This window comes from Microbacterium phyllosphaerae, assembly GCF_017876435.1.
In the GTDB taxonomy this organism is placed as follows: Bacteria; Actinomycetota; Actinomycetes; order Actinomycetales; family Microbacteriaceae; genus Microbacterium; species Microbacterium phyllosphaerae.
The window spans coordinates 2,986,728-2,999,054 of record NZ_JAGIOA010000001.1; the positions used below are offsets into that span (position 1 = coordinate 2,986,728).

A 12,327-nucleotide genomic window follows, 5' to 3' on the forward strand; every position below is an offset into this window, starting at 1 on the left:
CTGAATTCTCCGTCGAATCGAGCGCGATCGACCTCAGATTGGCAGAGCGGGATGCGGCGGCGAGGACTTCTTGAGGATTTCTTGAGGCCTCAGTCTCGCTGACTTCGGTAGTACTCGACAGCCCCGGGGTGGAGCTCGACCGGTCCCGTGAAGATCGCCTGTCTGCGGTCGAGCAGCGCCGCCGCCGGAACGTCCTGCGCGATGTCGGTGCGGGACGCGAACAGCCCGGCGAGGATGTCTCGCACCACGTCGTCCGGGGTGGCGGCCGATGTCACCAGATAGTTGGGGACGGCCATCGTCGGCTCCGGCTGCGCGAGCCCGTACAGCCCGACCGGGAAGTCCGAGGGACGATAGGCGTCGGAGTAACGCGCGTTGACCGTGTTCACCCAGGTCTGCTCGATCGAGAGCAGTCTGACCGGCGTCGTCTCCGCCAGGTCGGCGATGCCCGGCGTCGGGATCCCACCGACCCAGAAGAATCCGTCGATCTCGGATCCCTCCAACGCCATGATGGATTCCCCGAGATCGAGTTCAGGATCGCTGATGGAGGCGATGTCGACATCAGCGGCATCCAGAACTCGTCCGGCGATGACGTGCACGCCCGAGTTCTCCGCTCCGAGCGACACCGTCTTACCCGCGAGGTCGGTGAGATCGTCGATCTCGGAGTCCGCGCGCACGACCACGTGGAGATACTCGTCGTACAGCCGAGCGACGGCCTGCACCGCCAGGGGCTCGTCGAAGGCGCCCTCCCCCGCGACCGCATCCGCGGCCGCATCGCCCTGCGCGAATCCGACGAGGGCCTCGCCTGACCCGACCCGCAGCAGGTTGTCGACCGAACCGGCCGTCTCCGCCGCGTCGATCCTGACGTCGAGCGTCTCCGACAGCTCCGCCGCGAGCTCGCTCCCATAGGCGAAGTAGACGCCGTTCGCCCCGCCGCTGGCGATCTCGTATCGAGAGTCGTCCCACTCGCTCGCGCGTGTGCTGCAGGCGCTCGATGCACCGGCGAGCACGACCACAGCCGCGACACCGACGATCCGCCGCCACAGCGTCCGAGACCCGCCCGGCCGCGTCATCGCACCGCTCCGTCGGGGAGCACCAGGGAGACCAGCAGTCCGCCGGCATCGGGCGACTCGACCCGCAGCTCTCCGCCGATCGAGTCGAGCAGGTCGGTCGCGATCGCGAGCCCCAGCCCTGAGCCCGGCGCCTCGCCGGTGTCGTCGCTGCGCCAGAATCGGTCGGTGGCGAGCGCGACCTGCTCCCGGGTCAGCCCGGGACCGTGATCGCGCACGGTCAACAGACACACCTCATCGGTGCGGGATGCGCCCACCTCCACGACGGAATCGGACGGTGAGTACTTGACCGCGTTGTCGATCACGGCATCGAGCGCGCTCTCGACGATCGTGCGGTCCGTGGCGCTCATCACCGGCCCGGCTGCCGTCGAGCGGATGAGGATGCTCCGCTGTGCGGCCACATCGCGCCACGCCTCGACACGCCTGGCCGCGAGCGCCGCCAGATCCACCGCCGAGATGGTGGTGTCGGCCCGGCCCCCTCGCGCGAGTCCGAGCAGCGTCTCGAGGATCCGCGCCATCCTCCTGCCCTCCTCGCGGGTCTCCTCGACGTCGTCCTGCCAGTCGGCGTCGAGTCCCGTCGACAGGTGCTCCACGCGCAGCAGCAGCGCGTTGAGCGGATTCCGCAGCTCATGAGAGGCGTTGAGCGCGAACTCCTGCTGGCGCGTCATCACCTTCTCGATCTCATCCGCCATCCCGTTGAACACCCGTGTCATCCGACGCAGCTCCGGCGGACCGGTGTCTTCTGCGACACGGGCGTCCATCTCGCCGCGTTCGATCGCGACCATGGCCTCGTCGAGGCGGCGGACGGGAGACAGCACCCATCTCGCCAGCTGGAACACGAGCAGCACGCCCAGACCGACCGACACGATTGCCACGATCGTCAGGATGAGGAGCTGCCGCAGGATCTCCGTCCGCGGCGCCTCGACATCGGCAGACACCATGACCGCGCCGATGACGTCGCCGTCGTCGAAGATCGGCTCGACGAGCGACGAGTCCCCCGCTGTCCAGGGGAACACCGGCTCGGGAGCATCCGCCCGACGTCCCGAGAGCGCGAGCCGCACCCGTGCGGCGTCCTCGTCTGGGAGCACCTCGGCGTCGCGATTCCCGGCAGCCCAGACGCTCCCGGCCAGATCGAACACGACCACGTCGATGCCGTAGACCTGCTCGAATCGTTCGACCTCGGCATCGATCACGGTCGGGCTCCCCGACCGCAGGGCCTGTCTCGCACTGGTGGAGAAGTATCCGAGATCACCGAGCTGCTCGGTGTAGTACGACTGCTGGATGCTGCGGGTCGCACTCCACGCGGCGGCGCCGCCCAGCGAGAGCAGGATCGCGACCAGGGGCACGAGGAACACCACGATGAGACGCCGCCGCATCGGCGCTATCCCGCCAGCCGGTAGCCGACACCGCGTACGGTCTCGATCAGGTGACGCCGACCGGCCTTCTTGCGGATCGCACCGACGTGCACCTCCAGTGAATGGCCGAACCCGCGCCAATCGGTGTTCCACACCTCTCGGATGAGGCGCTCCTTCGGCACCGCCACGCCCGGATACCGCGCGAGGACGGCCACGATGTCGAATTCCTTGCGGGTGAGCTCGATCGGAGCCCGATCGATCACGACCTGTCGTCCCACGAGGTCGATCTCGACGGCGCCGTCCTGCAGCTGCACCCGCACGTCCGACTCGGGGCGCATCGGACGCGAGCGACGGGTGACCGCCTCGATACGGGCCAGCAGCTCGTGCACGTCGTACGGCTTGACGACGAAGTCGTCAGCACCGGCCCGCAGTCCCCTGATCCGTTCGGTGACCTGGTTGCGCGCGGTCACGATCACGATGGGAACCTCCGAGCGACCCCGGATGCGTCGACACAGGTCGATCCCGTCGACATCGGGCAGCCCGAGGTCCAGGAGCACGACCTCCGTGTCCGCGCTCAGCATCTCCAACGCCGATGCGCCGTCGGCGGCGCGTTCGGTGGCATACCCCGATCTCGCGAGGAAGGCTTCGAGGGCGGCGGCGACGCGCTCGTCGTCCTCCACGATCAGAATCCGCATCGACTCCGGGTCTCCTTCTGCGCTCGAGCAGGCACAAACCTACCAGCCGTGCGGACCCCAGGCGGATGGCGAGACGTCAGGCGAGACTCTCCGCGCGCTGCGCGAAGGCGCTCTCATACAGGCAGACGCTGGCAGCCGTGGCCAGGTTCAGAGACTCCGCCCGACCGAAGATCGGCAGCTTGAGGACCAGATCGGCCTGGGCCAGTGCCTCGTCTTCGAGTCCTCGGGCCTCATTGCCGAACAGCCAGGCAGTCGGCTCTGCGAGGACGCCGTCGGCACGCGCCCGCAGCAGGTCATCGCCCTTCACATCGGCGGCGAGGACGCGGAGTCCTGCGGCATGGGCCTTCTTCACGACGTCGTCGAGCTCGGCACCCACGGATACGGGCAGATGGAACAGCGAGCCGGTGGTGGCCCTGACGACCTTGGGGTTGTACGGATCCACCGTGCGACCGGTCAGGATCACGGCGTCGGCACCGGCGGCATCCGCTGCTCTGATGATCGTGCCGAGGTTGCCGGGATCGCGGATCTCTTCGCAGATCGCGACCAACCGAGGGGATCCGGCGAAGACGTCTCGTACCGAGGTGGGGGTCTGCCGGACGACGGCGACGAGCCCCTGCGGCGTGACCGTGTCGGCCATCGCATTCAGCACGTACTCGGTGACGTACTCGACCTCGACTCCCGCATCCGTCGCCTTGCCCCGGATGTCGGGGTGCTTGTCCCACCCGTTCGGCGTCGCGAACAGCTCGACGATCACCTCGGGACTGTAGGTCAGCGCTTCGCGCACCGCCTGAGGACCTTCAAGGAGGTACAGCCCTGTCTCCGTGCGCGCACTGCGCTTGGTCAGCTTCGCGACGGCTCGGACTCGGGGGGAGCGGGGGTTCTCCAGCACGATCACAGTCTAGAGAACCGCAGGCACCTCGCTGCGCAAACGGCCGGAGAACGACAGAGGACGCCCTCCCGAAGGAGGGCGTCCTCTGTGGTGAAGAGCTGCTTACGCAGCAGACTTCGGGGCGTTGACGTCAGAGGGCAGAGCCTTCTTGGCCGTCTCGACCAGCGTCGTGAAGGTCGCTGCGTCGTTGACCGCGAGGTCAGCGAGCATACGACGGTCGACGGTGACACCCGCGAGGCCGAGGCCCTGGATGAAGCGGTTGTACGTGATGCCGTTCTGGCGTGCAGCGGCGTTGATGCGCTGGATCCACAGGCGACGGAAGTCGCCCTTGCGCTTGCGACGGTCACGGTACGAGTAGACCAGGGAGTGGATGACCTGCTCTTTGGCCTTGCGGTAGAGGCGCGAACGCTGACCGCGGTAACCCTTTGCGCGCTCGAGGATGACCCGACGCTTCTTGTGGGCGTTTACCGCCCGCTTGACTCTTGCCATTTTCCTGTGTTCCTATTCGTGCGTTCGGGCGCTCAGCGGCCGAGAAGCTTCTTGGCGACCTTGGTGTCAGCCTTCGACAGCACCTGGTCCTGGTTGAGGCGACGGGTGCGACGGCTCGACTTGTGCTCGAGGTTGTGGCGCATCCCGGCCTGCTGCTTCTTCAGCTTGCCGCTGCCGGTGATCTTGAAGCGCTTCTTAGCACCCGAGTGGGTCTTCTGCTTCGGCATCTTCTCTTCCTTCGTATGGCGCCTTCTCAGGCGACGGTGTCAACCCGCGGTGCGGGAGTCTTGGGGGCGGGAGTCACTCCGCTGCGGCGGCAGCGGGTGCATCCGCATCGCCCTTGGCCTCGCGGGCAGCCTGCTTGTTCGCTGCGCGCTGCGCGTCGCGAACGGCGTTCTGCTCCTGCTTGGCCTCGGACTTGCTCTTGAGCGGAGCCACGATCATGACCATGTTGCGACCGTCGATGGTCGGGTTCGACTCGACGGTTCCGAGCTCCGCGACATCCTCGGCGAACTTGCGGAGAAGGCGGACACCCTGCTCGGGGCGCGACTGCTCGCGACCGCGGAAGAGGATCATGGCCTTGACCTTGTCGCCGGCCTTGAGGAAGCCCTCAGCGCGCTTGAGCTTGGTCGTGTAGTCGTGCGCCTCGATCTTCAGGCGGAAGCGGACCTCCTTGAGAATGGTGTTCGCCTGGTTGCGGCGAGCTTCCTTCTCCTTCTGGGCGGCTTCGTACTTGAACTTGCCGTAGTCCATGATCTTGACCACGGGCGGCTTCGAGTTGGGTGCGACCTCGACGAGGTCGAGGTCGGCTTCCTGCGCAAGGCGCAGCGCCGCCTCGATGCGGACGACGCCGATCTGCTCACCCGCGGGGCCGACGAGGCGGACCTCGGGGACGCGGATGCGCTCATTGGTGCGGGGATCGCTGATGCGTAACTCCTTAGACGAGTGGATTCGGCCACCAGAATGCAGTCAGCACCCCGGGCGAAATCAGAATCGTCCCCCACCCACCGGCATTCAGACGCCGGCTTCGCACCCAGTCTGCCGGATCGGTCTGGCGACGCGATCCGGTGGAGTGCAAGACCCGGTAGCCTGGAACGGCAAGCGCGGGTGGGAAGTGAATCCTCTTTCGTACCGGAGCATGACGCTCCGGAGCCCGACACAGTCTAACAGAAGGCAAGGCGAAGTGACGAACCAGGCATCGGACGAGGCGGCACGCGAGCGCGAAGAGCGCTGGGCACGGCAGGAAGAGGCGGCATCCTCCGCCACGCGGGACATCGCCGATGTGCCTGCGGTCGAGGTCATCACCACCGCCGCCGTGCACCTCATGAGCGCCGCGGCCGTGAAGCTCGGCCTCGCCGACGACCCGGAAGCCGCCGCCCAGCTCGACCTCGACGAGGCGCGCAAGTTGATCAACGCTCTCGCCGGTCTCATCACCGCAGGCGCACCCGAGATCAGCGACATGCACGCACGGTCGCTCCGCGACGGCCTGCGCTCCCTGCAGCTCGCGTTCCGCGAGGCCTCCACGATCCCCGACCCGATCGGCAAGGGTCCCGGCGAGAAGTGGACGGGGCCGGTCAACTAGTCCTTCGTCCGCTCGGATCTCGTGGTCCGGGCTCCGGGCTGCTCTGTCGAGGAGAAGAGCGGGGACCCTCCCACTTCGTGGGCCCCTCCCGATTCTCCTCGACAGAGCATCCCTGCGCCCTCGCCTCGTGACCGAGCATCGCCCGCCCGTCGACCGTTCGCAGTGCTGGGGTCAGGGCGCGACCACGACGGGCGGAGCCGTGGACGGGCCGCCGCAGGGGTCCGACGAATGCGTCCACGCGATGGTCTCCTGCGTCTCCGCGATCAGGATGCCCGAGTCGTCGTAGACACGCACCGTGATGTCGTCCGGGGCGGCGAAGCCGAAGTGGAAGGTTCCGGCATCACCCTGTAGCGGCGCGGATCCCGCGGCCGCGAGGCTCAGGCGGAACGACGGAGTTTCACAGTGAGCGAGTCGGCGAGCACCGCGATGCGGTCGTCCGCCGCCCAGCGCTGCGCCAGCCGAGCGAGCACGGCGTCGAGCACCTCGCGCTCCAGCCCGTCGACGAGCTCGAGGACGACGACCAGCTCGGGGCCCCGCAGACGCGCATCCGGGTCTCCCGCCGCCACAGCGACGTCGATGACGGCGAGCTCGTGCGCCACGCTCTGCTGCAGCGCGCCGAAGACCTCGGGAGACAGGAAGCTGGGCTCCCAGCGATGCCCCTGCGCGACAGCCCACACGGCTGGTCGGCGGAACACGAACTCCGTATCGGAGGTCGGGTCGAGCACGATCAGGTCGGTGTCTTCGGCGGATGCCGCCAGCGCCACGCGCGTCGCCTCGACCGGGATCGGGCGCGCCGTGGCATCCCAGCGCTGCATGGTCTCGACCGAGGAGAACACGGGCTGCACCCGGCGACCGTCCGGAGCCGCCACGGTGACGATCGAGAGCTCCTGCGTCTTGTCGACGGCGAGCCCGCTGGGCGCCACCCCCTCTTCGCCCTTCTCGGCGATCAGCGGTATCAGAACTCGGGCGGTACGGAACGCGTCGACGACCTCGGTCTGGGCACCGGTGCCCGCGCGGAAGCGCAGGAGGGCGTCGAGAAGTGCGGGGTCTGCCGAACCGTCGTCGCCCGCATGGGGGTTCGACTCGAAGCTGCGCCCCTCCCAGGGCACGCCTGCCGAGTCCCCCCGGTTCCCGGCGGCAGGGTCGTGCGCGCCAGGCCCCTCGGAGCCGTGGCCGCAGGCGTCGTCAGTCCCCTGCGACATCCAGAGCCTCAGCCAGCGTGAACGCGCCGGCGTAGAGAGCCTTGCCGACGATCGCGCCTTCGACACCCAGCGGCACGAGCTCGCGGAGCGCCGCGATGTCGTCGAGGTTCGCGATGCCACCCGATGCGACGACGGGCTTTGGGGTGCGCGAGGTCATCTCGCGGAGGAGTTCGAGGTTCGGGCCCTTCAGCGTGCCGTCCTTGGTGACGTCGGTGACGACGTAACGGCTGCAGCCGGCATCCTCGAGGCGCTCGAGGACCTCCCAGAGGTCACCGCCCTCCTTGGTCCAACCGCGGGCGGCGAGCGTCGTGCCTCGGACGTCGAGCCCGACCGCGATCGCCTCGCCGTAGCGGCCGATCACGTCCGCAGCCCACTCCGGGTTCTCGAGAGCCGCAGTGCCGAGGTTGATGCGGCTCGCGCCGCTCTCGAGCGCCGCCTCGAGCGTGGCGTCGTCGCGGATGCCGCCCGACAGCTCGACGCTGACGTTCTTGAACTGCTTGATGACCTTGCGGAGGATCGGGGCGTTGCTGCCGCGGCCGAAGGCGGCGTCGAGGTCGACGAGGTGGATCCACTTCGCGCCCTGCGCGACCCACTCCCCTGCGGCGTCCAACGGGTCGCCGTAGCTGGTCTCGGTGCCGGCCTCACCCTGGGTGAGCCGCACCGCCTTGCCCCCGGCGACGTCGACGGCGGGGAGCAGAGTGAGCGAAGGGGACTGCGCGAAGTCGTTCATGACGTCCTCAGGTGAGATGGGAGGGCCGATTCGTCGGCACGAGAATCGACACTAGCCCGCGTATCGTTCCGCTCCAAAACGATGACGGCAGAGAAGATCCGACGCCACGCGGTAGCCTCGATGACACCCCTGTTCGGTCGATGAGGAGATGTTCCATGGTGCGCGACGCGGAAGCGCGAGGCAGCGGCCCCCTGCGACGGGGGAACCCGATGCCTCCGGAGACTCCGGAGATCGTGGCGCACGTGCCGCTGACACCCGAGGACATCGAGCAGACCCGGACCACCGCGCGTCCCGCGAGCCCCGTCATCGACTCATCGAGCGACGACGCCGTTCCTGAGATGACGGTGCCGATGAACCCTCGGCCCGTCGGGATCCCGACCGCGGCGACTCCGCCCGCGCCCGGCACGCGAGCCGCGGCTGCGGCGGCATCCGCCGCGACGAGCTCGTCCTCTGCGGTCCCGCCGCTCCCCACGGCTTCGCCGGCAGCACCCGCCGCTCCCCCGACACCGTCCCTTCCACCGGCGCCCGCGTGGCCGGAGGCGCCGTCATCGACCGCGCACGTCGCTGCGGCCCCGTCCGCCGCGACCCCATCCGGTACGGCGCCGTCGACTCCGGGCGCCCAGGGGGCGGCCGTACCACCGGCACCCACCCCCGCGTCGCCTCAGCCTCCGATCACGGGTGTCCCGAGCGTTCAGGCGTCCCCGTCGTCAGCGCAGGCTCGGACCGCGCAGCCGAGCGTCGCCGCTCAGACCCCTCCGTCGACTCCGGCCCCCCAGTCGGCTCAGCCCATGCAGCCCACGCAAACTGCTCAGCCCTCTCAGCCCGCACCGGCGGCTGCGACCCCGCCGACCCGGACCATCGCGATCCCGACCGCTCCGGCCGCGGCGACTCCGCCCGCACCGAATGCCGCGGCCGCCGAGTCGGCCGCCTCCGCGTCCTCTCGCCGTCAGCAGCGGGAGCAGGGCATCGAGCGTCGTTCCTTCCTCCAGGAGGAGAGGCGCGAAGAGCCCGCCCGCCGCGGCGGACGCGGGTTCCTCAACCGGGTCGGATTCTCCCTCGGCCCGAACGCCCGAGAGCGTGCGGTGCGCGATGACGAGCACGCCGTCAGCCGCCACTGGCCCGGACCTCGAACTGTCGCGGTCGTCAACGGCAAGGGCGGAGCGGGCAAGACTCCCGCCACGGTGCTGCTGTCGGCCGTCTTCGCCCAGTACGGCGGAGCAGGCGTCCTCGCCTGGGACAACAACCAGACGCGCGGCACACTCGGATGGCGCACCGAGACGGGCGCGCACGACCGCACGCTTCTCGAGCTCCTGCCCCAGACGAAGCACCTGCTCGGGGCACAGGGCCAGTCCGCCGACCTCGCACACTTCGTGCATCACCAGCCGCAGGAGAAATACGACGTCCTGAGGTCGAAGCCGATCCGGCTGGCGCACGAGAACCGACTCAATCCGGACGACGTCGATTCGATCCACGCGGTGGCCGCGAAGTTCTACCGTCTGATCATCATCGACTCGGGCAACGACGAGTCCGATCCGATGTGGCTGCGCATGATCGACCTCGCCGACCAGATCGTGGTCGCGACGACGACGCGCGATGATCACGCCGAGGCGGGGGCTCTGCTCCTCGAGGCGCTCGAGGACCGCGACGAGCGCTCCGCACGCCTCGCCAGAGAGTCCGTGGTCGTCGTCAGCCAGGCCGACCCCAAGGCCTCGTCTGCCGAGGTGGCCGAGGTCATCGCCGGCTACCGTCCGCTCGCACGCGAAGTCGTCGGCATCCCGTTCGACCGCGAGATGGTCGACGGGCACCTTCGCCTCCGCGCGCTCGCGGCACCGACTCAGCAGGCCTGGCTCTCGGCCGCCGCCGCCGTCGCTCGCGGGTTCTGACCCGCAGGGATCACCCTCGCAGGCTGTCGACCCAGTTGCGCAGGAGCTGGATGCCGGCCTCGCCCGACTTCTCGGGGTGGAACTGAGTCGCTGAGAGCGGGCCGTTCTCGACCGCGGCGAGGAACGGATCGCCGTACGTCGTCCAGGTCAGCACCGGCTGCGGGAACGGCGGGATGACGTCGAGCTCCCACGACTGCGCAGCATACGAGTGCACGAAATAGAAGCGCTCGTTCTCGATCCCCTGGAAGAGCACCGAATCGGCGCCGGGTTCGACCGTGTTCCAGCCCATGTGCGGCAGCACGGGCGCATTGAGCTCGGTGACGGCACCCGGCCACTCACCGAGGCCCTCGGTGTCGTGCCCGCGCTCGACGCCGTGGGCGAAGAGCACCTGCATGCCGACGCAGATGCCGAGCACGGGTCGCCCACCGGCCAGGCGACGGTCGATGATCTCATCGCCTCCGTGGGCTTTCAAGGCGTCGCGCACGGCCTGGAAGGCTCCCACGCCGGGCACGACGAGACCGTCGGCCTCGAGCGCCTCCTTGCGGTCCCGCGTGAGCACCGCATCGGCTCCCGCCGCCACGAGAGCCTTCACAGCGGAGTGCACGTTGCCGGATTCGTAGTCGAAGACAGCGACCCGAGGAGCTGCGCTCACAGCGCACCCTTGGTCGACGGGATGCCGTCGACCAGCGGATCGAGCGCCTTGGCCTGGCGGAATGCGCGGGCGAACGCCTTGTACTCCGCCTCGGCGATGTGGTGCGGATCACGGCCGCCGAGCACGCGGACGTGCATGGTGAGCCCCGCGTTGAAAGTGATGGCCTCGAACGAGTGACGCACCAGCGAGCCGGTGAAGTGTCCGCCGATCAGGTGGTGCTCGAAGCCGGCCGGCTCCCCCGTGTGGACGAGGTACGGACGACCAGAGATGTCGACGACGGCCTGAGCGAGCGCCTCGTCGAGCGGCACGAGCGCGTCGCCGTAACGCGAGATGCCGGACTTGTCGCCGAGGGCTTCGCGGATGGCCTGCCCGAGCACGATCGAGATGTCCTCGACCGTGTGGTGGGCGTCGATCTGCGTGTCACCGGAGGCGCGAACCGTGAGGTCGGTCAGCGAGTGCTTCGCGAACGCCGTCAGCATGTGATCGAAGAACGGCACCGACGTGTCGATGCGGCTCGCGCCGGTTCCGTCGAGGTTCAGTTCGAGCTCGACGGTGGACTCCGACGTGCTGCGCACACGGGTGGCGGTGCGCGGGGTCTGGGCGGTGGTGCTCATGAAGCCGATCCTATCGACGCGAGGGCGTCGAGGAACGCCGTGGTCTCCGCCTCGGTGCCCGCTGTGACGCGGAGGTGACCCGGGATCCCGACGTCGCGGACGAGCACTCCCCGGTCGTACAGCTGCTGCCACACCTTCTTGGGGTCTGCGACCCCACCGAACAGCACGAAGTTCGACCAGGACTCGTGCGGGGTGTATCCGAGAGCCTCGAGGGTCGCCGAGATGCGATCGCGCTGCTCGACGATCTCGTCGACCATCCCCAGCATCACGTCGGAGTTGCGCAGTGCCGCGACGGCCGCGGCCTGCGTGAGCGCGCTCAGGTGATACGGCAGGCGCACGAGCCGGAGAGCATCGATGAAGGCGGGGTCGGCCGCGAGATATCCGACGCGCGCACCCGCGAAGGCGAAGGCCTTGCTCATGGTGCGAGACACCGCGAGACGAGGACGCCCCTCGAGGAGCGTGAGCGCGGATGCCGCATCGCGCGGCGCGAATTCCTGATATGCCTCGTCCACGACGACGACGCCCCGCGACGCCTCGTAGACCGCCTCGACGATGTCGAGCCCGAGCGGCGTGCCGGTCGGATTGTTCGGGGAGCACAGCAGGATGACGTCGGGATCGTGCTCTTTGACCTGCGCCACGGCCTCATCGGGCGTGATCGTGTAGTCCGGCTGCCGGGTGCCTGCGATCCACCGGGCACCGGTCCCCTGCGAGATGAGGGGATACATCGAATAGGTCGGGGCGAAGCTGAATGCCGTGCGTCCCGGTCCACCGAACGCCTGGAGAATGTGCTGGAGGACCTCGTTCGATCCGTTCCCCGCCCAGATCTGGTCCGCCTCGAGACCGTGGCCCAGGTACTCGGCGAAGCCCTCACGCAGGGTCGTGAACTCGCGGTCGGGGTAGCGGTTGACGTCGCGAAGCGCCACGGCGATGTCATCGAGGATGTCGCTGGCGACGGCATCCGGAACGGGATGCGTGTTCTCGTTCACGTTGAGAGCGATCGGCAGTGGCGCCTGCGGAGCGCCGTACGGCGTCAGCCCTCGAAGGTCGTCGCGGAGCGGGAGATCGGAGAGTGATGAAGTCACCCTTCCCATGGTAGGCCGCGTGCGGCTCACCGACGCGCGTGGTGACGGAGAATGAAGCCGACCCTGCGCTGCACCCCGGTCACTCCG

Annotated in this window: 15 protein-coding genes; 2 read left to right on the plus strand and 13 right to left on the minus strand. The window is 68.8% G+C overall.

Annotation, left to right across the window (positions count from 1 at the left end; translation table 11 throughout):
- Positions 1–89: 89 nt before the first annotated feature.
- From JOF42_RS14070 to infC, 7 genes are all read right to left on the minus strand, one after another.
- Complete coding sequence (locus JOF42_RS14070) at positions 90–1,070, minus strand: TAXI family TRAP transporter solute-binding subunit (RefSeq protein WP_210098403.1); 981 nt, start codon at positions 1,068–1,070, stop codon at positions 90–92.
- Entirely contained in the window at positions 1,067–2,443 is a 1,377-nt protein-coding gene (locus JOF42_RS14075; RefSeq protein WP_210098404.1) for an ATP-binding protein, read from the minus strand. Before JOF42_RS14075 ends, JOF42_RS14070 begins: the two co-directional genes overlap by 4 nt.
- A 5-nt stretch (positions 2,444–2,448) precedes the next feature.
- Positions 2,449–3,117: a response regulator transcription factor gene (locus tag JOF42_RS14080; RefSeq protein ID WP_210098405.1), complete on the minus strand. Its 669-nt coding sequence runs from the start codon at positions 3,115–3,117 to the stop codon at positions 2,449–2,451.
- 76 nt (positions 3,118–3,193) lie between these two features.
- Complete coding sequence (locus tag JOF42_RS14085) at positions 3,194–4,006, minus strand: TrmH family RNA methyltransferase (RefSeq protein WP_210098406.1); 813 nt, start codon at positions 4,004–4,006, stop codon at positions 3,194–3,196.
- Positions 4,007–4,108: 102 nt separating this feature from the next.
- Positions 4,109–4,495 carry a 50S ribosomal protein L20 gene (gene rplT, locus JOF42_RS14090; protein ID WP_029262486.1) on the minus strand — a complete coding sequence of 129 codons (387 nt, stop codon included), beginning with the start codon at positions 4,493–4,495 and terminating at the stop codon, positions 4,109–4,111.
- Positions 4,496–4,527: 32 nt separating this feature from the next.
- Positions 4,528–4,722 carry a 50S ribosomal protein L35 gene (gene rpmI / locus JOF42_RS14095; RefSeq protein WP_017828564.1) on the minus strand — a complete coding sequence of 65 codons (195 nt, stop codon included), beginning with the start codon at positions 4,720–4,722 and terminating at the stop codon, positions 4,528–4,530.
- Positions 4,723–4,795: 73 nt separating this feature from the next.
- On the minus strand, positions 4,796–5,446 hold the full coding sequence (gene infC / locus JOF42_RS14100) for a translation initiation factor IF-3 (protein WP_307803649.1): 651 nt from the start codon (positions 5,444–5,446) through the stop codon (positions 4,796–4,798).
- Between the two features lie 232 nt (positions 5,447–5,678).
- Between infC and JOF42_RS14105 the strand changes: the two genes are divergently transcribed.
- Entirely contained in the window at positions 5,679–6,077 is a 399-nt protein-coding gene (locus tag JOF42_RS14105) for a DUF1844 domain-containing protein (RefSeq protein ID WP_056312181.1), read from the plus strand.
- Between the two features lie 171 nt (positions 6,078–6,248).
- Here JOF42_RS14105 and JOF42_RS18110 read toward each other — a convergent pair whose 3' ends face one another.
- The 3 genes from JOF42_RS18110 to priA all read right to left on the minus strand — a co-directional run bounded on the left by JOF42_RS18110 (position 6,249) and on the right by priA (position 8,009).
- Positions 6,249–6,371 (minus strand): hypothetical protein, encoded by a 123-nt coding sequence (locus JOF42_RS18110; protein WP_259161846.1) that lies wholly within the window; start codon positions 6,369–6,371, stop codon positions 6,249–6,251.
- Between the two features lie 83 nt (positions 6,372–6,454).
- Entirely contained in the window at positions 6,455–7,279 is an 825-nt protein-coding gene (locus JOF42_RS14110; protein WP_210098407.1) for an SseB family protein, read from the minus strand.
- Complete coding sequence (gene priA / locus JOF42_RS14115; RefSeq protein ID WP_210098408.1) at positions 7,263–8,009, minus strand: bifunctional 1-(5-phosphoribosyl)-5-((5-phosphoribosylamino)methylideneamino)imidazole-4-carboxamide isomerase/phosphoribosylanthranilate isomerase PriA; 747 nt, start codon at positions 8,007–8,009, stop codon at positions 7,263–7,265. The genes JOF42_RS14110 and priA overlap by 17 nt, the downstream gene beginning before the upstream one ends.
- Positions 8,010–8,164: 155 nt before the next feature.
- Between priA and JOF42_RS14120 the strand changes: the two genes are divergently transcribed.
- Complete coding sequence (locus JOF42_RS14120) at positions 8,165–9,892, plus strand: MinD/ParA family ATP-binding protein (protein ID WP_210098409.1); 1,728 nt, start codon at positions 8,165–8,167, stop codon at positions 9,890–9,892.
- Between the two features lie 10 nt (positions 9,893–9,902).
- Here the strand turns inward: JOF42_RS14120 and hisH are convergent, their stop codons facing one another.
- The 3 genes from hisH to JOF42_RS14135 are packed head-to-tail and all read right to left on the minus strand — an operon-like array spanning position 9,903 to position 12,249.
- A complete protein-coding gene (gene hisH, locus JOF42_RS14125; RefSeq protein WP_210098410.1) occupies positions 9,903–10,544 on the minus strand; it encodes an imidazole glycerol phosphate synthase subunit HisH in 642 nt (213 codons plus the stop codon).
- On the minus strand, positions 10,541–11,158 hold the full coding sequence (hisB, locus tag JOF42_RS14130; protein ID WP_210098411.1) for an imidazoleglycerol-phosphate dehydratase HisB: 618 nt from the start codon (positions 11,156–11,158) through the stop codon (positions 10,541–10,543). Before hisB ends, hisH begins: the two co-directional genes overlap by 4 nt.
- Positions 11,155–12,249, minus strand: a complete 1,095-nt coding sequence (locus JOF42_RS14135) for a histidinol-phosphate transaminase (RefSeq protein WP_210098412.1) — start codon at positions 12,247–12,249, stop codon at positions 11,155–11,157. The genes hisB and JOF42_RS14135 overlap by 4 nt, the downstream gene beginning before the upstream one ends.
- Positions 12,250–12,327 lie beyond the last annotated feature (78 nt).

What these genes read in the sequence shown, in the direction of transcription:
- JOF42_RS14120 (WP_210098409.1), top strand. Translation starts at nt 8,165, where the DNA reads ATGGTGCGCGACGCGGAAGCGCGAGGCAGCGGCCCCCTGCGACGGGGG.
- JOF42_RS14135 (WP_210098412.1), bottom strand. Translation starts at nt 12,249, where the DNA reads ATGGGAAGGGTGACTTCATCACTCTCCGATCTCCCGCTCCGCGACGAC.
- JOF42_RS14070 (WP_210098403.1), bottom strand. Translation starts at nt 1,070, where the DNA reads ATGACGCGGCCGGGCGGGTCTCGGACGCTGTGGCGGCGGATCGTCGGT.
- JOF42_RS14075 (WP_210098404.1), bottom strand. Translation starts at nt 2,443, where the DNA reads ATGCGGCGGCGTCTCATCGTGGTGTTCCTCGTGCCCCTGGTCGCGATC.
- rplT (WP_029262486.1), bottom strand. Translation starts at nt 4,495, where the DNA reads ATGGCAAGAGTCAAGCGGGCGGTAAACGCCCACAAGAAGCGTCGGGTC.
- rpmI (WP_017828564.1), bottom strand. Translation starts at nt 4,722, where the DNA reads ATGCCGAAGCAGAAGACCCACTCGGGTGCTAAGAAGCGCTTCAAGATC.
- priA (WP_210098408.1), bottom strand. Translation starts at nt 8,009, where the DNA reads ATGAACGACTTCGCGCAGTCCCCTTCGCTCACTCTGCTCCCCGCCGTC.
- JOF42_RS14080 (WP_210098405.1), bottom strand. Translation starts at nt 3,117, where the DNA reads ATGCGGATTCTGATCGTGGAGGACGACGAGCGCGTCGCCGCCGCCCTC.
- hisB (WP_210098411.1), bottom strand. Translation starts at nt 11,158, where the DNA reads ATGAGCACCACCGCCCAGACCCCGCGCACCGCCACCCGTGTGCGCAGC.
- JOF42_RS14110 (WP_210098407.1), bottom strand. Translation starts at nt 7,279, where the DNA reads ATGTCGCAGGGGACTGACGACGCCTGCGGCCACGGCTCCGAGGGGCCT.